At 34.3% G+C, this 21,654-nt stretch carries 13 protein-coding genes; 9 read left to right on the top strand and 4 right to left on the bottom strand.

The annotated features are described in order from the left end of the window. Positions 1–714: 714 nt before the first annotated feature. The gene (locus ACHRWY_RS05385; RefSeq protein WP_395353200.1) at positions 715–7,611 is read right to left on the bottom strand and encodes a S8 family serine peptidase; all 6,897 of its coding nucleotides are present in this window, start codon (positions 7,609–7,611) and stop codon (positions 715–717) included. 291 nt (positions 7,612–7,902) lie between these two features. Beyond that, the gene (locus tag ACHRWY_RS05380; protein WP_395353199.1) at positions 7,903–8,586 is read right to left on the bottom strand and encodes a DUF4294 domain-containing protein; all 684 of its coding nucleotides are present in this window, start codon (positions 8,584–8,586) and stop codon (positions 7,903–7,905) included. Positions 8,587–8,667: 81 nt separating this feature from the next. Here ACHRWY_RS05380 and ACHRWY_RS05375 point away from each other — a divergent pair, with 81 nt between their 5' ends. The 8 genes from ACHRWY_RS05375 (at position 8,668) to ACHRWY_RS05340 (ending at position 19,491) form a co-directional block, all read left to right on the top strand. Then, complete coding sequence (locus tag ACHRWY_RS05375; RefSeq protein ID WP_395353198.1) at positions 8,668–9,756, top strand: M42 family metallopeptidase; 1,089 nt, start codon at positions 8,668–8,670, stop codon at positions 9,754–9,756. A gap of 65 nt (positions 9,757–9,821) precedes the next feature. Next, complete coding sequence (locus tag ACHRWY_RS05370) at positions 9,822–10,502, top strand: response regulator transcription factor (RefSeq protein ID WP_395353197.1); 681 nt, start codon at positions 9,822–9,824, stop codon at positions 10,500–10,502. After that, the gene (locus tag ACHRWY_RS05365; RefSeq protein WP_395353196.1) at positions 10,499–11,860 is read left to right on the top strand and encodes an ATP-binding protein; all 1,362 of its coding nucleotides are present in this window, start codon (positions 10,499–10,501) and stop codon (positions 11,858–11,860) included. The genes ACHRWY_RS05370 and ACHRWY_RS05365 overlap by 4 nt, the downstream gene beginning before the upstream one ends. Before the next feature lie 84 nt (positions 11,861–11,944). Further along, positions 11,945–13,189, top strand: coding sequence for a TolC family protein (locus tag ACHRWY_RS05360; RefSeq protein WP_395353195.1), 1,245 nt, complete (start codon positions 11,945–11,947; stop codon positions 13,187–13,189). A gap of 11 nt (positions 13,190–13,200) precedes the next feature. Further along, the gene (locus tag ACHRWY_RS05355; protein ID WP_395353194.1) at positions 13,201–14,286 is read left to right on the top strand and encodes an efflux RND transporter periplasmic adaptor subunit; all 1,086 of its coding nucleotides are present in this window, start codon (positions 13,201–13,203) and stop codon (positions 14,284–14,286) included. A 4-nt stretch (positions 14,287–14,290) separates the two neighbouring features. Further along, on the top strand, positions 14,291–15,556 hold the full coding sequence (locus ACHRWY_RS05350) for a carbohydrate porin (protein ID WP_395353193.1): 1,266 nt from the start codon (positions 14,291–14,293) through the stop codon (positions 15,554–15,556). Between the two features lie 88 nt (positions 15,557–15,644). Continuing rightward, positions 15,645–18,743, top strand: coding sequence for an efflux RND transporter permease subunit (locus ACHRWY_RS05345; protein ID WP_395353192.1), 3,099 nt, complete (start codon positions 15,645–15,647; stop codon positions 18,741–18,743). A gap of 145 nt (positions 18,744–18,888) precedes the next feature. Continuing rightward, positions 18,889–19,491, top strand: a complete 603-nt coding sequence (locus ACHRWY_RS05340; RefSeq protein WP_395353191.1) for a DUF2238 domain-containing protein — start codon at positions 18,889–18,891, stop codon at positions 19,489–19,491. A gap of 301 nt (positions 19,492–19,792) precedes the next feature. Here ACHRWY_RS05340 and ACHRWY_RS05335 read toward each other — a convergent pair whose 3' ends face one another. Then, on the bottom strand, positions 19,793–20,173 hold the full coding sequence (locus ACHRWY_RS05335; protein ID WP_395353190.1) for an ankyrin repeat domain-containing protein: 381 nt from the start codon (positions 20,171–20,173) through the stop codon (positions 19,793–19,795). A gap of 369 nt (positions 20,174–20,542) precedes the next feature. Between ACHRWY_RS05335 and ACHRWY_RS05330 the strand changes: the two genes are divergently transcribed. Next, positions 20,543–21,082, top strand: a complete 540-nt coding sequence (locus ACHRWY_RS05330) for an SRPBCC family protein (RefSeq protein WP_395353189.1) — start codon at positions 20,543–20,545, stop codon at positions 21,080–21,082. Between the two features lie 64 nt (positions 21,083–21,146). Here ACHRWY_RS05330 and ACHRWY_RS05325 read toward each other — a convergent pair whose 3' ends face one another. Continuing rightward, complete coding sequence (locus ACHRWY_RS05325) at positions 21,147–21,524, bottom strand: ankyrin repeat domain-containing protein (RefSeq protein ID WP_395353188.1); 378 nt, start codon at positions 21,522–21,524, stop codon at positions 21,147–21,149. Between the last annotated feature and the right edge of the window lie 130 nt (positions 21,525–21,654).

Raw genomic sequence — 21,654 nt, 5'->3', positions numbered from 1 at the left:
CCGTGTTTTGCGGGGTGCAAATGTAACATCTGTTTTCAAATCTCACAAGCTTTTTTAAATCTTTTTTTGAAAATATTTTTTCGTTTTGATTCCTAATGCTTGTCAGTATTTCAGGGAACGTCTATCGTTGTTGCGGGTGCAAAAGTAGCTAGTTTATTCCCTTAAACAATACCTTTTTCAAAGTATTTTTAATCTTTTTTATAAGTGGCTGGTTTGGTGATTTTTATAACTCGAAGTTTTTTTGAGTTTACTTAGAATTTACTGGCTTGGGGTGGTTTTACCGCAAAGACGCCAGGTTTTTTATTCTGTGGGCGTACTCCGCAAAGAACGCAAGGCTGCATTTTGACTTGTTTCTTAATCTCGCAAAGTCGCAAAGGCTCTAAGTTTTGCTTCCTGGAGCATTTTAACTCCTTATTTATACCAAATGTTCTTCTGAAAACTACTCCCCTAGCCCCGATAGTAGTGAAAATCCTTTTGTACCGGGGTTCGGTACAAAAGATTGCAACGCATAGCGGGATTAAGCTCCTAAATCAAAGGCCAAAATCTCAAACTCACTCAGCCAGACAAAAAGTGATCCTATATATAGGTAACAAAAACAAACCCGACAGGTTTTGGAAAACTGTCGGGTTGGTGTTGTATTTAATAATTAGCCTATAAGATAAACCAAACAGCTAATTACTATAGTAATCCTTTCTGATAATTAACAAAAAGTCATTATCTAATAATTAATTTTTGAATCGCAGTGTTTCCGTCCTGTTCTACCTTTATTATATAAACTCCAGTAGAAAGACCAGAAACATTTAATTCATTCTTGTCAGTCTGAATATAAATCAGTTTTTTTCCTGACATATCTGATATTAAAATATTCTTAGTACTTCCAGATGCTGTTTCTATATATACCTTATCTTCTGTAACCGGGTTTGGATACAATACAAAACCTTTTATGGTATTGACAGGTAATCCTAAAGTACAATCTGTAGCTGATACGTTTATTGTACGGGTTACTACAGTCTGATTTTGCAAGGCATCTTTAACTGTATAACTTAGTATATATTGTCCTGTTGTATTTACATCAACATTACCTGATACCACAACTGCAGAAGTAAGGTCTGTATTTAAATTATCTGCAGCTGTATAACCTGGTTCTGTATATACACAACCTTTATCAATTGAAACTACAGCATCTCCTAAAAGGGTAATAGTTGGTTTGGCAGCTTCGATTGTAAGCGTCCAATTTTCTATAGTTCCATTTTGGGCAAGCACATTGTATATTACAGGTGCTGTGTAATTTAATGTTGTGACCCCGCTGTTCTGAATGTAAGTACCAATACGCAAAGTAGCAAAATCAGATAACTGAACAGTAGGAACTAAGGCGCTTAAATTGGCATTATTATTCACTAAAACTTTTACCGTTTTTAACGTTGGATCTATAACACTTACTCCTACTTGATTTGCAACTGAATAATTTAAGATATTTGCTTCTGAATTTTTAGCATTGATTGTAACGTTGTAATTCGTTTGAGAAAGCTTGTTTTCTGAAAGTACGGTTACGAAAAAACTATTGGTATAATCTGAAGCCAGTACTTTTGAGTTCAATTGTTTTGCTCCGTTCACATAAAGTTCAGCTCCCGGGGAAACGGCAAAATCAGCAATTAAATTTGAAACGTTATAACCAAATGGAACGGTTTTACTCGCATTATTCCCGACAATATCTGTATTAATCTCTTGTAATAGTCCGGGATTTGAAGCTGTTTTAAAATCATAAGAAAGTAATTTGCTTTCATTACTTAGACCTGTGATTACTTTAACTGTATAAGTCTCTGAGATTCCAGTATTAAAACCAACGCCCTCTATTACTACTGTAACAGGATTTGTGTAATCGTTTGCCGTTACTCCGTTAACCTGTGTGACATTGTTTATTTTTACAATACTCTTCATTCCTAATGAATAATTAGCAATTGCATTCGTTATATCAGCTCCGTCATTTAATAATATCGAATATGTTTTGGTTGCAGCATCATAAGATGAGGATAATTGATTTACAAATTCTATTTTTTGCAACAATACCGGTACATTCCAGAACTTACCAACTCCTACACCATCAGTGTCTGCATTTGTCACTACAGCTGTATTATCGCTTATCGTACTGTCAAAAACAAACGGTTTGTCTCCTTCTGAAAAAGAATAATAAGCCAGTAAACCTGGTTCATTTCCAATATATTTTGTCATTGCGTTTGTTTCAATTGTTGCCTGATTTCGAACTCCTGACCATATACGAACTTCGTCTATATTACCAATTAAACCACGGGCCAAACCTGCGTTATTACCGATATAGGCTGCTGCTGCTGCATTTGAAGAAGCTGCATTGGCAGTTCCTGTACTTGTAAAAGGAACCGAAACTCCATCAATATAAACCGTATATACATTTGCAGCACTTACAGTGTAAGCGATATGATGCCATGTATTTTGCCTGATAGAATTTAATCCTGTATTAATTACATAAGAGCCTGTAGGCGTTGTAATTGAAATTACTAAACTATTCTCTTTGTAAATAGACAAGCTGCTATTGTTATGTATAAAAGCCAATACTGAACCTTTCTCTAAAAGCCTTCCGAAAATTGATGGTTTATTTTGATTGACCCAAAGTTCGTAAGTATAATTATTGGTAATATTAAGAGCTGGTGTAGCATCTGTTTTAATAAAATCGTTTATTCCGTCAAAAGTTCCTGTGACATTTGTAACATAATTTGCAGCGTGCGAAAGTGTTACTGATTTAGTATCATTTGCAGGATCTGTGTCTCCGGGCAATTTTGTATACACCTCAATTGTGTAATTTCCGGGATTTCCAAGATCAGCTTTTGTAGTAAATGTAAAATTAGCTGTTGCAACTGCGCCAATTGGGGTTGTAACGTTTTCAACTACTTCTGCTCCTCCATTAATCTTATAAGCTATCGGAAAATTCGAAATTGCTGAATTTGAAAAATTACGAATTATAGCAGTAACCGATACCGGTGCATTACCTGGTTTAATAGGCGCTACTATTCTTTCTACACTCGCATCAGCAGCTGTGAATGGTAGTACATTAATAGTATATTCTTCTACTTCAAAATCATTTCTAGAACTGGTTAATCCGTCAAAAGTTGGCCCGAGATTAACGTTGTAATATTCCGATGGTGAACGGAACATGTGTATAACACGCATTAACTTTTCACCCGCAACTGTACCTGAAGGAATAGTTACCCCTCCTACTAAAGTAGCATTGTTTCTGAAATAATGTGTGCCTGTCGTTGACGGAATAGCTGGTGATGCAGAGGTTGGTGTGGTATTTACCCAAAAGGTTCCTGCATAAAATTCATCTGTCAAATTACCATCCCCATTTAAATCGATTACAATCATTGTAAATACTCCAACTGCTGACGCTGATTGATCTCTCGTAATTGGTGTTTCCGATTTAGTAATTGATATTTCCGGCTGGTAAGTAAAACCAGCATAAACCGGAATTTTCACATTTTTAAAATCGGAATAAGCTGTAGTTCCCGAATTGTTAACAACATCATTCCATTTTAATTTTGAGATAGCATATCCGTTTGTATTAGTATGAACAGGCAAATCGTTTTGATTGTAAACCACTTTTTCACGTGTATCGTTAGCAGCGTTATCATCTGCAATATCTACTCCGCTTTTGATCGTGTAAGGAGTACTACCTACAACAGATAAATCTGCTTTAGTGGTAAAAGTAAAACTAACCGTGGCACCAGGCGCAATTACAGGAATAGTTTCAGTAACTTTAGTTCCACTGTTTACCTGATAAAACACAGGGTAATTCGTTAAAGCAATTGGTCCCAGATTACTAACTCTGATTGTTATATCATTCGTACTTGTCTTTTTTCCCAGAACTTCAGGCGTTACGATAGAAACAATTGCCGCATCGTTTACAAGTGGTTTTGCAACACAAGTAATATCTGCAATCCATCCTCTGCCATTTTCAGTTTGATCTGAAATAAATCTGAAAGTCAGCTCTCCACCAGTAGCTGTAGATGTTAATGATGGCGGTAAATTACCTCCTGTAAAAGTACCTAATAACGGAGAAGAAGTGTTTGGTCCGTTATAAATATATATAAAATCATAATCCTGCTCAAGGTCAAAATCAGTAAAATTCACATTAATACTGTTGCCTATCGTTTCTGGTTTAAAAGTTATGGTTTGCGTAAGCTGATCTCCATAATTGGCATAGCGAGTTCCGCCATCTGTAAATACTGCTGAACAAGTAGTTACGGTAGCTAGTGACCCTATAAGAATGTCTGTTCCGACATTGGTAACTAGTTTTTGAATTGTATTATTTGCAGCGACAGCATCACCTGTATAGTTTACGTTTCCAATTACAGTATATACATTTGGAGCTGAAAAATCTGCTTTTTGCACAAAATTGTAAGATACTTCACTAAGAGGCGCTACAGGTCCTGGAATAATTTCAACCACTTCAGCTTCACTGTTTATTTTATAAGAAACGGGAATGTTACTTACTGCAACAGGAGAGTGGTTGTACACTTTTACTTGTACTGTTTCAGCAGCTGTAAGACCTGCATTAGGTGTAAATGAAGATAATGCAAGATCCGTAGCTGTAGCTTCAAAAAGTAAAACATTATCAATGAATACGGAGTTGTACACGTTATCACCACTCACTACTATAACATCATTATCGATAGCCGATTCAAAAGCGAGACTAAATGTAGTTCCCGCATAAGCAGATAAATCGTATACCAGTTCTGTATCACCAGTTAAAGCAGTACCTCCATAAACGCCTACATTTTCAAAACTATTTACCGGAGTGCCATTTACAGTAAGCCTAAAAAAGTTTTTGTTTACTGGTCCAACATTACTCCAAAGTAAATTAAATTTAAGTCTAAGTGCTTTCCCTGCAAGACTTGTGGCGTCTATATCGCAAAAAGAAACTTTTTGAATAAAATTTGGATTATTTGTAAAAGCATTCGCTATTGTACTTGCTACCCAGGGAGCCGATGGTGCATCACCAGATCCTGACATTTTTGCCCCATCTAATAAAGTTGGATCTATATATTCGTATTTTACCGTTCCTGTTACGCCTTCAGTAAATACATAATTACTTGCTTTTCTGGTATTAAAGTTTTCTGTGAAAGGTAAATTTATTGCACTAAGAACTGGCTGAGAAACTGGTTCTACGTTTACAGCTCTAACCCTTTCAGAAACAATTCCAGTTGCAATGTCTACAGTCCGCACTGAAAACCAATTATCATCTCCAGGTGTAAGATTTGTAAAAGTATAAGTAGGATCTGTTACTGTTGCCACCACATCAAACTTATAACCGTTCATTTTTAAAACCTCGTATTTTGCACCTGCTATTGCATCCCAATCCATTTTATAAGAAGATGTACCACATACTGACGGCGCGATAACCAAATTTTTAGGCTCTGCAATAATATTAAATACTTCTTTTGAAGTATCTACTTTTGTTCCCGCGCTAACTCTTATTTTTGCATTGGCAACAGTGCCTACTGGTGCTTTCCATGCAAAATTTCTCGCAGCAGATGGAACGTCTTTGGCTATCAACTGATAAGTTATTCCGCCATCCGTTGAATATTCAATTGTAAATATTTTTTCTTCTCCTTCATAATCCCAACGAATATACTCCGTATTATCTGTGTCGAATTTTTCTCCACCCACCGGATAAGTAAGAATTAATTCCGGGGCTACAAAATCATATACTACAGAAAACTCCTGAGTACCCAGCGGAACTCTTGAACCTGTAACAATAATTTTATATGTTCCTGGTGAAGGATTGTCCAAAGTTACCTGTTCGATATTATTCATATTGTCAACCCCTCTTGAAGCATTTGAATTTGGAGTTGTTGGATTTAAAACCCATGGTAAAGTAGTGATGCCATCTTTTACAATTTTAATATCTAAATCATTTATCTGAACTGAAGTTGCGCCAGGTGTTCCTTGTAAATCAGAATATGCAAGCATTACTTTTAGCGTCACCAATCCTGCCGGAACTACAATATCCTTTTCGTAAGTGGCTCCATTAGCAACTGTTGCGGTATAAAATAATTTGTTATCTAATGCTTTAACCGCTCTTAAACCATTTAAGTTACCAAATCCGTATTTATAATCAGGACCCGGATTACCAGCATCTTTGGCTGTATTGGTCACTAAAGCTTTCATTAAAGATGCTAAAGGTTTTGTTCCGTAAATATTTTTATATCTTTCGTACAACAATGCCACTGTACCTGTAGTTCCTGGTGTGGCCATAGAGGTTCCGCTCATTATCTGATACGAGTTACTATAATCTAATGAATAAACATTAGTACCCACTGCGGCAATCTGAGGAACTAAACGACCATCTATTGTGGGACCAAAACTACTATAGCTGCTTATTAAATCATCCGGATTATTTGCGGCTACATGCAATGCATTTTTTGAATTTTTTGTTGATGTATTAAAACCGCCAGGATAGGCTGTTTGCGCATTTCCGTTCGAATATATATTGAGCAGATAAGGGTAATCGACTGTAACTTTATCATCCCCTACATCTCCTGCATCATAACGTCTGGAATTGTATCCGGAAGTTAAATTTACACCGTATGAATTTGATGTTATCTCAATGCCATCCTCATCAGCTGATATTCTTCTTTCTTCGTAAACTAATTTATTATTCGATTGTACATTAAAATTCCAGCCGTACATTTGTACTTCAGGAGCCATTCCACGGGCTTTAGGGTCTAGTAAACCCGCTCCTCCAATGGTTCCGGAAACGTGATCTCCATGCGAAGAGTTTGATTCATATTCCCTATTGACAACTCTGCCGGTATGATCTTTATGTGGTTCAAGATTACCATCCCAAACCCCTACTTTTACTCCTTTTCCGGTTAATCCATAGCCTAGTCCCGGGATTACAGATCCTAAAACATTTGCTTTATGTGAAGTTAGTCCCGGTTTATTGTCGCTTTCGACCGGAGCAGGAACTAATTCAATGTTCTGCACCCAATTGAGTTTTGCAATTTCCTCAAGTTTTTCTTTAGGGGCCTGAAGATATAATTGGTTAAAATCTTCTATATTATTGCTGCTTTTAATAAATAATGATGCTAAATCCTGTGCAATAACCTTGTTGTCCACACCTTTAAAATAACTAATTACAACTTTTATTCCATTAGCTCCGTCTGCTGCGTAATCAGGAATAGCGTTATCAACAATCATTGGATCTAATTTATATTTAGGATCGACCGTTACAGATGCCCTGATATTATCTGAAATACTGCTCTTATTATAAAACTCCGGATTAACAGCGGCATAATAAGCATTATTGGATAAATAGCTAAGCAATGTTATTCCTTGTGATTTTAATTTTTGCTGCTCTTCTACTGATGGTATTTTTGTAAACTGCAACAAAGTATACTCTGTTTTAGGATTTTGTTTACCGGTAACCTTTTTCTCTTTAAACTGTTGCTTAAAGTTTGCTGTGGTAGCGATTTTATTTCCGTTTATGGAAATTGTAAAATCGCCTTCTGATGTCTTCTGTGACCATAAAGTAAAGGTCAATAATAACATAAATAAATTAAGTAATTTTTTCCTCATAATGTAATATTTTGGTTAACAAATGGTTGCGAAAGAGTAAACCTACAAATTAAACCATAAACAACAAATATTATTTATATCTAATTTGTTAAAAATAAAACATTCACACCTGTTATCGGATAAATATCTAACAAAACCGCAGGTTTAGCGCGACATAGATAAAGAACTAAGACTATAAAAATGAAAGTTAATTCATTCAAAATTAATTAAATCATAGTAACAGAGAAAAAAATCACGGAAAAAGGCTTACAAATTACTTTGTAAGCCTTCTTTTATTCTTAAATTCAAGTACTATTTATCTGCTTTTGGCTGTTTCGCTTTTTCTTCCCAATGATTCATGAGGTCATCATAATTCACTGGATGAGCCGGTTTTTGATTAACTAACCGACCTGATTCAAATGCTCTTAATAGTATCGTTTCTATCAAATAATCCTCATTAGACTCATAAGGTTTATATTCTGTTTTTAAACTTATATCAAATAAATTCGCTGTCGTATTGGAAACAAATGCTTTAAACCCGCTTTTCAGCGTTCGGATCAATTCATAAGTTGTAATTCCGGTTTGCCTGTGAATTAACTTTACTAAAATCTGTCCTTGTTTTCTGGAAAGTTTTTTAAGTCTTTCTTCAAATTCGTTATTAAGATAATCTTCTACTATCTTAAAATATTTTTTCTTTTCGCGACTGGTTTTCAAACGGGCCATTCCCTGGTTTAAAGCTGTCAATCGATCTGCAGCTAATTTTGCATACGGATATACTTTGTAAACCCTGTTTTGAAGAATCATAAATTGCTTCTGAGATTCAGGATCAAGCTTTTCTTTAGAAATAATAATCTCAGGCAGCTCAATAGTATCGTTTAAAATTGAATCCTGTTCGGTTAGTATATAGCCCATTTGCTGGTTTTCCTTTGGCGTAACCTGAGCCTGACCTGAAAACGAAACCAATATAAAGAATAAAATGCAGTAGGTAAATCTCATTGAATCATAATTTAAGTGTAAAATTATATATTTATATACAACTCTAATACCAAATTTATAAATTAGCAAAAAAATATTTTTATGAGCACAGAATCTATCTTAAAAGATACCTCTATTGCTTTCCTGGAAAGCTATCTTAATAACGCCTCACCTACCGGATACGAAAGCGAAGGGCAAAAACTCTGGATGAATTATTTAAAACCGTATGTAGATACTTTTATTACGGATACTTACGGAACTGCAGTTGGGGTTATTAATCCTGATGCGCCTTTTAAAGTGGTCATCGAAGGTCATGCCGATGAAATTTCATGGTATGTAAATTACATTACCGAAGATGGTTTATTATATGTTATCAGAAACGGTGGTTCAGATCATCAGATTGCACCATCAAAAAGAGTACACATTCATACAAAAAAAGGGATTGTGAAAGGTGTTTTTGGCTGGCCTGCCATTCATACCCGTTTGCGTGATAAGGAAGAAGCACCAAAAATCAGTAATATTTTTATTGATTTGGGTTGCGAAACCAAAGAGCAGGTTGAGGCAATGGGTGTTCATGTAGGTTGTGTAATTACATACCCTGACGAATTTATGATTCTGAATGAAAACAAATTTGTTTGCCGTGCTATTGATAACAGAATGGGAGGCTTTATGATTGCCGAAGTAGCCCGTTTACTAAAAGAGAACAAAAAAACACTTCCGTTTGGTTTGTATATTGTAAACTCCGTTCAGGAAGAAATTGGTTTGCGCGGTGCTGAAATGATTGCACAAACAATCAAGCCCAATGTTGCCATTGTAACTGATGTATGCCATGATACAACTACTCCTATGATTGATAAAAAGGTGGAAGGTGACCTTAAAATGGGAAAAGGCCCTGTAATTGCTTATGCGCCTGCAGTACAAAATAAACTACGTGATTTAATCGTTGATACTGCCGAAGAAAATAAAATTCCGTTTCAGCGTCATGCAACTTCAAGAGCAACAGGAACAGATACTGATGCATTTGCTTACAGTAATGGTGGTGTAGCATCGGCATTAATATCATTGCCATTGCGTTATATGCATACCACAGTAGAAATGGTTCATAGAGAAGATGTCGAAAATGTGATACAATTGATTTATGAATCTTTATTAAAAATTGAAAATAACGAAACTTTTTCCTATTTCAAATAAGAAGATGATTTAAAACGCAAATTCGGTTATTTTTAAAATAGCCGAATTTGCAATATAAAAAATGCATGAAAATACTTTTACTCGAAGATGATTTTACTTTATCTAAAGAAATAGCAACATTCTTTACTTCAAAAAAATTCGAATGTTTCCCTTTCTATGATGGCACTTTGTTGTTGAAAAAATATTTCCCGTACGAGTATGATTTGATAATTTTGGATATAAATGTTCCCGGAATAAACGGAATCGAAGTTTGTAAAGGTATTCGTGAAATTGATAAAAAAACACCCATTATCATGCTTACGGCTTTTAGTGAAATTGAAGATAAACTGGTTTCTTTTGATAATGGTGCAGATGATTATTTAGTGAAGCCCTTTCATTTTGAAGAATTATATGCCAGAATTACTTCTCTTTTAAGAAGAAAGGAAATTCCGCAACAAATCGAAAAAAAGATTGTGATACACGATTTGGAAATTTTGGAAGATGACATGAAAGTTTTTCGCTCAGGTGAAGAAATAAAACTAACCCCTAAAGAATTTAAACTGATTTTAATTTTGGCCCATGCCAAAGGAAAAGTGCTGTCTAAATTATTTATAGCCGATAAACTTTGGGATTACCACATCGAAACCAATCAAAATACTATTGAAGTTTATATTAACTTTTTGAGAAAAAAAATAGATAAAGACCACGAAACAAAACTTATTCGGACCAAAGTTGGTTACGGATATTATCTGAGCCATCAGGAATGACATTAAAAAACCGAATATCACTTTTAGTAAGCCTGTTATTTACAATCCTTTTTGGATTGGCTTCTACTTTGATATTTGTTTTATATTCTAACTTTAGGAAAGATGAATTTAGGGATCGTCTTGAAATTAAAGCGCTCTCGAACATTAAACTTCTGGTGAATGTTAAACAGATCGACAATCAGCTTTTGAAGATGATTGATCAAAATTCTATTAATAAACTCTATGATGAAAAAACACTGGTTTTTGATTCTGATTACAAACTTATTTATAGCAGTATTGACGATGCTAAAATTAAATGGTCTGTTGATGACCTAAAATATTTAAAAAAGCATAAAACCTTTTTTAAACAACAGGGAAATTATGAAGTCTATGGGGTTTTTTATGATACTAAAGACCGTGATTTTTATGCTTTAATATCGGCAACTGATAATTTTGGACAGCGCAGATTATTGTTTTTACGATATACATTAGTGGTTTCTTACATACTATTTACTTGTATTTGCTGGGTAATTACTTCGATTACGGTAAAAAAATTGATGAGTCCGTTGAATATTTTTCATCAAAAAATAAAAAAAATAAACGAGAATAATCTCGATACTCGTGTAGAATCAAAAAGCAATAATAATGAAATTGATTTGATTGCCAACGAATTCAATTTTATGATGGACCGGATTGAGATTTCTTACCAAAGGCAAAAAGAATTTACCGCACACGCTTCTCATGAACTTAGAACTCCTTTGTCAAGGATTACCTCTCAGATAGAAAATGTTATTGTTGATGCTAAAACAAGCGATGATCGAAAGAGCTTTTTAACAGCCATTTTATCAGATGTAAATCAATTGACTGAATTAATAAATTCTCTATTAATTCTATCTAAAATAGATAATAAGAATCATCAGGAAAATGAGCTCCATCGTATGGATGAAATTTTATTTTCTTCTATAGAAAGTTTAAATAAAAGCTATCCTGAATTTGTAATTTTATTTGAAATAGAAGAAAATGATCATTTAGATACTGCTTTAGAAATCAGAGGTAATAAAAACCTATTAGAAATTGCTATCAGTAATGTACTGAAAAATGCTTGCGTGTACTCTGATAACAAACAAGCTAAAGTGATTATAAGTGCGCAAGATGATCATTTAATTATCGCGATTTCAAATACCGGAAAAACATTAAATGAAGAAGAGCAAAAAAATCTTTTTCAGCCCTTTATGCGTGGCGAAAATTCTCAGGGAACCTCGGGATTTGGCCTTGGATTACGAATAGTTCAGCGTATTCTGACACTTCATAATGCGACTATAACTTACAGTGTCCCAAACATTAACACGAATTTATTTCAATTATTTTTTCATTTGTAAATTATTTTAAGGTATTTTTAAGGTAGATTTTAAGGAGTCTTAAAGTCCGCTGATAGCATATTTGTATAAAATAAAAATGATACAATGAGAAAACTATGTGCATTCCTACTTGTACTTTTCGGTCCGGTAGTTTTGGCTCAGAAAACAGTTACCCTTCAGGACTGTGAAAGCCAATTTCTAAAAAACAACCTCTTTTTGTTGGCATCACAGTATAATATTGATGCTTCGAAAGCACTCACAATTCAAGCCAGAATTTGGGATAATCCATCTCTTACTGCAGAATTAAATGCCTATAATCCGGAAAGGAATCAATATTTTGATATTGGAAAACAGGGACAAAAAGCATTTGGTGTTGAGCAATTAATTTATTTAGGCGGAAAAAAACGCAACGAAGTAAAATTAGCCCAAACCAATGAAAAACTGGCAGAACTACAATTCAATGATTTGCTGAGGACTTTGAAACTGCAACTTCGAAAAAGTTTTTTTACGGTGTATTACAACACAAAAAGTCTTGAAACGACAGACAAACAACTTGTTCATATTGAAGATTTAATCAATTCATATACTATTCAGGCTCAAAAAGGAAATATTCCTTTGCGGGATGTAGTGCGTTTACAATCACTATATCTTAACTTTAAAAATGAACGAATGGAAGTTGTAAATGAAAATATTGAAGAACAGGCCAACTTAAAATTACTATTAAATTCAGCAGAAAATATCGTTCCCGATGTTTCTAAAGAGGATTTTAATAAATATACCAAAACCATTCCGTTTGATCTTAAAAACTTTCAGGACCAAGCCATTGCCAATCGTCCGGATTATTTAGCCAGGCAAAAAGATATTGAGGCAAACGAGATAAATATAAAATGGCAAAAATCTCTCGCTATTCCGGACATTACTGTTGGTGCAAATTATGATCAGCGAAGCGGAGCATTTAATAAAGAAGCCAATTTAACCCTTGGAATTCCTTTACCGCTCTGGAATAAAAACAAAGGAAACATTAAGTATGCCCAAACGATTTTAGAACAATCAAAAATTGAAAAACAAAATTTCGAACTTCAATTGCAAACCGAAATTACTTCGGCATGGAACAAATGGGACGAATCTCGTAAAAACTATGTTGTCATAAAACCTACCGTGAATTCAGACTTTGAAGCCGTTTACAATGGAATCTTAACCAACTTTCAAAAAAGAAATATCAGTTTATTAGAATTTACTGATTTTATGGAAAGTTATAATCAGGCGTCTATTCAGGTAAATGAATTAAAGAAAAAAGTAGTGCTTTCAGGCGAAGAATTAAATAGTACCATCAACAAAGACTTATTCTAAAACTAAATAAAATGAAATATAAACTAATTATAGGAATTGCTCTCGTGAGTCTATCATTCGCAAGCTGCAAAAAAGAAGTTGAAAACCCTCAAACCAATACTTCTTTTGTTTTAAGTGATGCGATGTTAAAAACCACTACTACAGCAGAAGCAAAAACGCAACCTGTCAAAAATGTACTTAGCTTTTATGGAAAAATTACAGCCGATAATAACAAAATGATTGACGTTTATCCGCTTGTGGGAGGAAATGTAATCAAAGTAAATGTTGAACTTGGGGATTATGTACGAAAAGGACAAGTTTTGGCTACGATAAAAAGTACGGATATTGCTGATTTTGAAAAGCAATCCATCGATGCTAAAAATGATTTACTGGTAGCAAAAAATCATTTAAAAGTGGCCCAGGAACTATTTGACGGAAAATTAAATTCTGAAAGTGATGTGCTTCAGGCAAAATCCGAAGTAAATAAAGCGCAATCCCAATTAAGTAAAGTTCAGGAAACCTACAAAATTTATAATATAAAGGCAGGTTCAATTTATGAAGTAACGGCACCAATTAGTGGTTTTATCATTCAAAAAAGCATCAATCAGGATATGCTTTTACGAAACGATCGTTCTGAGAATATTTTTGATATTGCCGAAATCAGCGAAGTTTGGGCATTGGCCAACATTAATGAAATTGATATTAATAAAGTAAAATTAGGTATTGACGCTGATGTCACGACACTAAGTTATCCTGATAAAGTTTTTAAGGGAAAAGTCGATAAAATATTTAATGTTATTGATCCTGAAACAAAAGCTATGCAAGCCCGTATAAAATTGCAGAATCCGGGTTATATGTTAAAGCCTGACATGAATGCCAATATAAAGCTATCTTACAGTGAAGGCGAAACGATGATAGCCGTACCCAGTAAAGCAATTGTCTTTGACAAAAGTAAAAACTTTGTCATGATCTTTAAGGATCGTAATAACATTGAAACCAGACAAGTAGATGTTTACAGAGTGGTTGGAGATGTTACTTATATTTCAAAGGGATTAAAAGATAACGAAAAAGTCATTACCAATAATCAGCTGTTTATTTATCGCGCTTTAAACGAGTAATAAAATGGGAAAATCTGTAAACATATTGAGTTTTGCGACGTTGTTTATTTCAACGTTTTCATTTTCACAAGAAACAGATTCGATACGAAAATATAGTCTGAAATTTCAAATGACGTCTATATATCAATATCACCCCGCTTTTCATGCTGACTATTCAGGAACAAACAGTATGCATCCTGAAGACGAAGGTGCTTTATCCTTAACGTCTACTTTATATTTGGATGTTCCGCTCTGGAAAGGTGCTACCGCCACTTTTAATCCCGAAATGTCAGGAGGAGAAGGCTTATCTCAAGCCAGAGGATTAGGCGGATTTCCAAATGGCGAAACCTTTAGAATTGGAGATGCTAAACCTGTTGTTTATGTAGCAAGAATGCTTTTAGAGCAAAAATTTCAATTTAAAAACAATAAGTCACTGCAATTGGTTTTTGGAAAATTTGGATTATCTGATTACTTTGATAATAATGCTTATTCACATGATCCCAGAACACAATTTTTAAATTGGGCATTAATGACGCATGGAGCCTGGGATTATGCAGCAAACACCAGAGGGTATACAGATGGGTTATATGCTAATTATCAATTTAAGACCTGGCAGGTAAGAGCTTCATTAACAGCGCTGCCAACCTATGCCAATGGACCAAACGTTGAATTTAGTTTTAAAGATTCTAATGCGGTAAATGTAGAAATTGAGAAGCAAATAGTTTTTGAAAACAAGGATACTGGCAACATAAAATTATTAGGATTTCGAAATGTTGCGGGAATGGGAAATTACGACGAAGCGAATTCAGATTTTGTAACAATTCCGGATATCAAAAGTACCCGGCAAAATGGTCGTACTAAATACGGAGTTGGTTTAAATATGGATTATACACATGGTGATAACTGGGGACTTTTTGCCAGAATGAGTTACAACGACGGTAAAAATGAAACCTGGGCATTTACAGAGATTGACAGATCGGCACAATTAGGTATTAATCTAAAAGGAAAAATGTGGGACCGAAAAGATGATTTTGCAGGTGTCGCTGTAGTAGCTAATGGCTTATCGAATCCTCATAAAGAATATCAAAAACTTGGCGGAGATGGATTCATGATCGGTGATGGTACTTTAAACTACGGAATAGAACAAATCGTAGAAGTTTTTTATTCCTTTCACGTTCCTGATACAAAAATTACACTTTCACCAGATTATCAGTTTGCTATGAATCCGGCCTACAATAAAGACAGGGGACCTGTTCAGTTTTTAGCCATACGTTTTCATACTGAATTTTAAGGCATAATACGTAAACAAAATATTTATGCTTAAAATGAAAGCATTATAATTTAAAAATAAAAATTCATCATTTAAAATACTTTTTAAAATGAACAAATTCATAAGAAACATTATTGCTTTTTCCCTTAAGAACAAAGCATTTACCTTTTTCTGGGTAGGAATATTGGCTGTTGCAGGATTCATTTCTTTCAAAAATATGCCAATCGATGCTTTTCCGGATGTAACAAATACCCAAATTATTATTATTACACAGTGGAATGGGAAAAGTGCTGAAGAAGTAGAACGTTTTGTAACCTCGCCTATTGAGATCTCCATGAACTCGGTACAGAAAAAAACCAGTGTTCGTAGTATTACCATGTTTGGTTTATCGGTTATCAAAATCATTTTTGATGATGGAGTCGATGATACTTTTGCACGATTGCAAGTCAATAACTTATTAAAAAACGTCTCGCTCCCTGATGATGTCGAACCGGATGTTCAGCCTCCTTATGGACCTACTGGTGAAATTTTCAGATATATCGTAAAAAGCAATAGCAGAGATAGCAGGGAATTGTTAACCTATCAAAACTGGGTAATCGACAAACAACTTCGTTCCGTTCCTGGTGTGGCCGATTTAAATGTTTTTGGAGGGCAAACCAAAACCTATGAAGTGGGTGTTGATCCTATAAAATTGGCCAAATACAACATTACACCGCTTCAGGTTTATAATGCTGTAAATGGAGGAAACTTAAATGTTGGTGGTGATATTATAGAAAAAAATGGACAGGCTTTTGTGGTTCGTGGAGTTGGACTTCTAAAATCTATTCAGGATATTGAGAATATTATTGTTGACGATGCGAATGGAAATCCAATATTGGTCAAAAATTTAGCTACGGTTTACGAAAGTGCTATGCCAAGAGTCGGGCAAACCGGTTTAGCTAAGAATGATGATGTTGTTGAGGGGATTATCGTAATGCGAAAAGGCGAAAACCCTCAGGAAACACTGGCGTTGATTAAAGCAAAAATAAAAGACCTGAATGATAATGTCCTTCCAAAGGATATCAAATTAGAAACCTTTTATGATCGTGATAATCTAATGAATTTTACGACAGAAACGGTAATGCACAACCTCTTTGAAGGAATTATTCTCGTTACCTGTGTTGTATTTCTTTTCATGGCCGACTGGAGGACTACTTTTACAGTTTCGATTGTTATCCCGCTCTCCCTGTTATTTGCCTTTTTATGTTTAAAGATGATGGGAATGAGTGCCAACTTACTGAGTTTAGGCGCGGTCGATTTCGGGATTATTATAGATGGTGCTGTAGTTATGGTCGAAGGGTTGTTTGTGGTCTTAGATCACAGGGCACATCAACTGGGTATGACAGCATACAATAAAATAGCAAAAGGTAGTCTGATTAAGAAAACAGGAGCCGAAATGGGTAAAGCTATTTTCTTCTCTAAATTAATCATTATTACGGCTTTATTGCCAATATTCTCCTTTCAGAAAGTCGAAGGAAAAATGTTCTCTCCCCTCGCCTATACTTTAGGTTTTGCTTTAATGGGAGCCTTGCTTTTTACCTTGACATTAGTTCCTGTATTATCACACATTCTATTAAATAAAAACGTAAAAGAAAAAAACAATCCTTTTGTTAATTTCTGGGACAGAATAGTAAGCAAAAGTTTTGCATGGACTTTTAAACATAAAATACAAACACTTGTTGGTTCAATCTCACTTCTGGCAGTAGTTTTCTTTTCGGCCACCTTTTTGGGGACAGAGTTTTTACCGCAATTAAACGAAGGTGCTTTATGGGTAACGGCTGAGTTGCCAATGAGTACATCATTACCGGAAAGTGTAAAAACCGCAGCGATAATTAGAAAAGATCTCGAAAGTTTTCCTGAAGTAAAAAATGTTTTATCGCAAACCGGACGAAGTAATGATGGTACCGATCCAAATGGTTTTGGATTTATACAACTTCAGGTCGATCTAAAACCAAAATCAGAATGGAAGCGAAAAATTACGATGGACGACTTAATCAATCAAATGGATGAAAAACTAAAAGTTCATCAGGGAATTACGTATAATTATTCTCAGCCTGTAATTGATAACGTAGCAGAATCTGTTGCAGGTTTTAAAGCCTCAAATGCTGTTAAAATCTATGGCGATGATCTTGATAAATTAGACGAATTATCTAATGAGGTTTTAGCACAGATTAAAAACATTCCGGGTATAAAAGATGTTGGGATACTACGAAATGTAGGACAGCCTGAGATAAGTGTTGTTTTAGACAGAGATAAAATGGCCGCTTACGGAGTAACATTAAGTGATGCTCAGGCTGTTTTAGAATTGGCTTTTGGCGGAAAAACAGCAACTCAAAAATACGAAGACGACAAAAAATTTGATGTCAGAGTTCGTTTTTCAAAAGAATACCGAAAAGATGAAAATGATATAGCCGAATTAAAAGTTCCAACCATAAGCGGAATTAAAATTCCATTAAAAGAAATTAGTGACTTAAAAACCATTACTGGTCCGGCCTTCATTTACAGGGATAACACAAAACGTTTTATTGGGGTAAAATTCTCTGTTCGTGATCGTGACTTAGGCAGTACCATAGCAGAAGCTCAGGCAAAAGTAGCCAAAATGAAAATGCCGACAGGGTATACCGTAGGATGGACAGGGGAATTTGAAAATCAGGTTCGTGCCAGTGCCCGCCTGGCTCAGGTTGTGCCTATAAGCTTGATCGGGATATTTGTCCTGCTATTTATTTTATTTGGAAACATCAAAGATTCATTATTGGTTTTAGCCAATGTTCCGTTTGCAATTATTGGAGGGATTATTGCTTTGCATCTGACCCGAATGAATTTTGGAATCTCGGCAGGAGTTGGATTTATTGCCTTACTGGGAATTTGTATACAAAATGGAGTGATTCTTATATCCGAATTCCATCATAATTTAAAAGCAAAATTCACACTCGAAGAATCTATTTTTATGGGTGTAAAAGCCAGAACAAGAGCGGTAGTAATGACAGCGCTTATGGCGTCAATTGGTTTAATGCCGGCCGCAATTTCTACCGGAATTGGTTCAGAATCACAAAAACCATTGGCGATTGTTATTATTGGAGGATTGATTACAGCAACTATTTTAACTCTTTTGGTTTTCCCAATTATCTTCTGGGTTTTCAACCGTAAAAAAGATGTTCCAATTGAATAACGATATTTAAAATAGATTAATTGGTTAAATTAATTTGATTAGGTTTTAACGAAAAAAGCATCATTATCCAATAATGGTGCTTTTTTTAATAATACTAATAATAGTTTTATATCTTGCATAACATTCTTAAAAAGTAAATATCTTCATGAAATACATCTATTTTTTACTGACCCTTTTTTCAATTTCTTTACTTGCATCCGTGATAAACCCAAAAGAAGGATTCACTTGTTTTCTCGAAATTATTCCGGCTATTATTGGGGTCGTTATCTTAGCTTTTACCTTTAAAAAATTCCGATTTACCAATTTCACCTACACCCTGATCTTAGTTCACTGTATTATTTTGTTTATTGGTGGTCATTATACGTATGCTGAGGTTCCATTTTTTGATTATATCAAAGAATTGTTTCATCAAAGCCGAAATAACTATGATAAAGTAGGCCATTTTGCACAAGGCTTAGTTCCGGCAATGATCATTAGGGAATTGTTTATTCGTAAGAAAGTAATTAACAATCAAAGTTTTTTTAACTTTATAATCGTTAGTATTTGTTTAGCGATTAGTGCAACTTATGAATTTATTGAATGGTTTGTTTCCTTAGCAACCGGAGATGGCGGAGATGCATTCTTAGGAACACAGGGCTATGTTTGGGATACGCAATCAGATATGCTATTTGCAACGATTGGAGCGATTGTGGGTTTGATTTTATTTTCTAAAATTCAGGACAAACAAATTCAGAAGATTGATTTCTAACCCTTAAAATTATCCTGTTGTACCAGCCTTTCTTTTTTTCATTTACAATAAAGAACAGACTCTGTTAAACCAGCAGTAAATCTTTTTGATTTAATACTCTTACCCATAAAACTCAGATCAAAACTTGCTGCTCCAAAAAAGCACTATATTTTATTTCCCATGCAGGATCAGCTGATCTTTATATAAAAGTAGTTTCTTACTTATTTTGAAACTGATTAAGTTTAAAAATATAAAATGAAAAACGACCTGCTGCTCAAAGAAGGTCGTTTCATATACTAACTCAAAAACTTGATTTCAAATCTTATTTCAACTCTTTTAAAATGGCAATAGCTTCAGTGGCATTCGATAATTGCGCATATTTAAGAGCTGTAAAGCCTTTTTCATTTTTAGAAGATGGATTTGCTCCATTTGCCAGTAAAACTTTTAAAATATCCACTTTGTTATAACGGGCTGCAATCATTAAAGGTGATAAATCTTCAGAGATCTCGTTTACATCTGCTCCGTATTCTATTAATTTTTTTACAAAGTCAATATCTCCTTTACTAACTGCTACTGTAAGCGGGCTTGTAAAGTCGTATGCTACTTCCATTTGTGGTTGTACAAATGATTTTTGATTTGATGCTGTTGAAACATTTGCAAATGCAACTAAAGCAACTCCTAAATAAATGATTGAATTTTTCATAATGATTGATTGTTAATTGTTGATTGATTAATGATGATTTTTAAATTCTTTGTAAATGTACTGCTATTTGATGTATTATGTATAACAAAGTACCATGTTTTAACTAATTCTTAACATTCGATTAATAAATGTCGGCTAAACTTAAAATTTATGTTATCTCAATTAAAAGCTTCTTTACAATAGACGCTATAAAATCAAAAATGTTACAGTAAAATGGATTTTAATAAAAAAAAACATCAAAAAAATTCAGATTGACTAAATTGATACTTTAGTTTTTTAACTTTACTATCCAAATAAACTCATCATAATAAGCGAATTACAATTTTATTAATCAGCAAAAACAAATAATAACCTTAAAAACTACATTTTATGGGAATCATCAAAAAAATTCTGATTGTCCTGATCTTAATTGTAGCTATTGTATTAATAGCTGCGTATTTCATGCCTAAAAATTATACTGTCGAAAGAGAGATTACGATCAATAAACCGGTTGACAGTGTTTTTAATTATGTGAAATACTTAAAAAATCAAAACGAATTTAGTGTTTGGGCGAATATCGATCCAAAAATGAAATCAACGTATACAGGAACTGATGGAACTGTTGGTTCTAAATCGGCTTGGGAAAGTGATGTGAAAGAGGTTGGCGTTGGCGAACAGGAAATCACCAATATAACAGAAGGAAAGCGTATTGATTTTGCCCTTCGCTTCAAAAAGCCAATGGACGATACTGCTGTCGGGTTTATGTCTACCGAAACTGTATCAGGAAATCAGACTAAAGTGAAATGGGGAATTAATGGTATTATCCCCTACCCGATGAACATTATGTTGCCCATGATGAAAATGGATCAAATGATTGGAAACGATCTCCAAAAAGGTCTGGAGAATTTAAAAACCAAATTAGAGGAATAACGAAATCAGATCTTTAAGAGATAAAAAAGCATCATTACAAGTAATGATGCTTTTTTGTTGTGCCTTATTTTAGATTTTTCAAAATAGCAATAGATTCATTTGCTTTTGCATACTCTGCGTAATTTAACGCTTTAAAACCTTTTTCATTCTCGATCGAAGGATTAGCCCCGTTTTCCAGTAAAACTTTTATGATTTCAAATTTATTAAAACGTGCTGCCAGCATTAAAGGCGACATGTCTCTGGACAACTTATTTACATCGGCCCCGTATTTAATAAATTGCTTAACACTTTCAATATCTCCGGCGCATACCGCATAATGCAGTGGTGATGTGGCATAAAGAGGAGCATTAATCTGATTTTTTACCGGTAAACTTAGGTTTGAAGCTGGCAGGTTTGTAGATATAACCAGGGCCATACCTAAAACAATTAGTGATTTTTTCATGTTGATTGATGATTAAATGATTGATGATTTATATAAAAATTAAGGCATAATATTTTTTTTAAAATTCTTCTTTACTATAATAGACGAGTAAATGATCAAAAACGTTGCACTTAAATGAAAAAAAATATAA

It is taken from the genome of Flavobacterium sp. FlaQc-48, assembly GCF_044007335.1.
In the GTDB taxonomy this organism is placed as follows: Bacteria; Bacteroidota; Bacteroidia; order Flavobacteriales; family Flavobacteriaceae; genus Flavobacterium.
The sequence above is the reverse complement of the archived record's forward strand: the minus strand, read 5'-3'. Positions and strand labels throughout refer to the sequence as shown.

Bases quoted from the DNA above. Each gene is read 5' to 3' on its own strand.
- ACHRWY_RS05385 (WP_395353200.1), bottom strand. From the start codon at position 7,611: ATGAGGAAAAAATTACTTAATTTATTTATGTTATTATTGACCTTTACT.
- ACHRWY_RS05380 (WP_395353199.1), bottom strand. From the start codon at position 8,586: ATGAGATTTACCTACTGCATTTTATTCTTTATATTGGTTTCGTTTTCA.
- ACHRWY_RS05375 (WP_395353198.1), top strand. From the start codon at position 8,668: ATGAGCACAGAATCTATCTTAAAAGATACCTCTATTGCTTTCCTGGAA.
- ACHRWY_RS05370 (WP_395353197.1), top strand. From the start codon at position 9,822: ATGAAAATACTTTTACTCGAAGATGATTTTACTTTATCTAAAGAAATA.
- ACHRWY_RS05365 (WP_395353196.1), top strand. From the start codon at position 10,499: ATGACATTAAAAAACCGAATATCACTTTTAGTAAGCCTGTTATTTACA.
- ACHRWY_RS05360 (WP_395353195.1), top strand. From the start codon at position 11,945: ATGAGAAAACTATGTGCATTCCTACTTGTACTTTTCGGTCCGGTAGTT.
- ACHRWY_RS05355 (WP_395353194.1), top strand. From the start codon at position 13,201: ATGAAATATAAACTAATTATAGGAATTGCTCTCGTGAGTCTATCATTC.
- ACHRWY_RS05350 (WP_395353193.1), top strand. From the start codon at position 14,291: ATGGGAAAATCTGTAAACATATTGAGTTTTGCGACGTTGTTTATTTCA.
- ACHRWY_RS05345 (WP_395353192.1), top strand. From the start codon at position 15,645: ATGAACAAATTCATAAGAAACATTATTGCTTTTTCCCTTAAGAACAAA.
- ACHRWY_RS05340 (WP_395353191.1), top strand. From the start codon at position 18,889: ATGAAATACATCTATTTTTTACTGACCCTTTTTTCAATTTCTTTACTT.
- ACHRWY_RS05335 (WP_395353190.1), bottom strand. From the start codon at position 20,173: ATGAAAAATTCAATCATTTATTTAGGAGTTGCTTTAGTTGCATTTGCA.
- ACHRWY_RS05330 (WP_395353189.1), top strand. From the start codon at position 20,543: ATGGGAATCATCAAAAAAATTCTGATTGTCCTGATCTTAATTGTAGCT.
- ACHRWY_RS05325 (WP_395353188.1), bottom strand. From the start codon at position 21,524: ATGAAAAAATCACTAATTGTTTTAGGTATGGCCCTGGTTATATCTACA.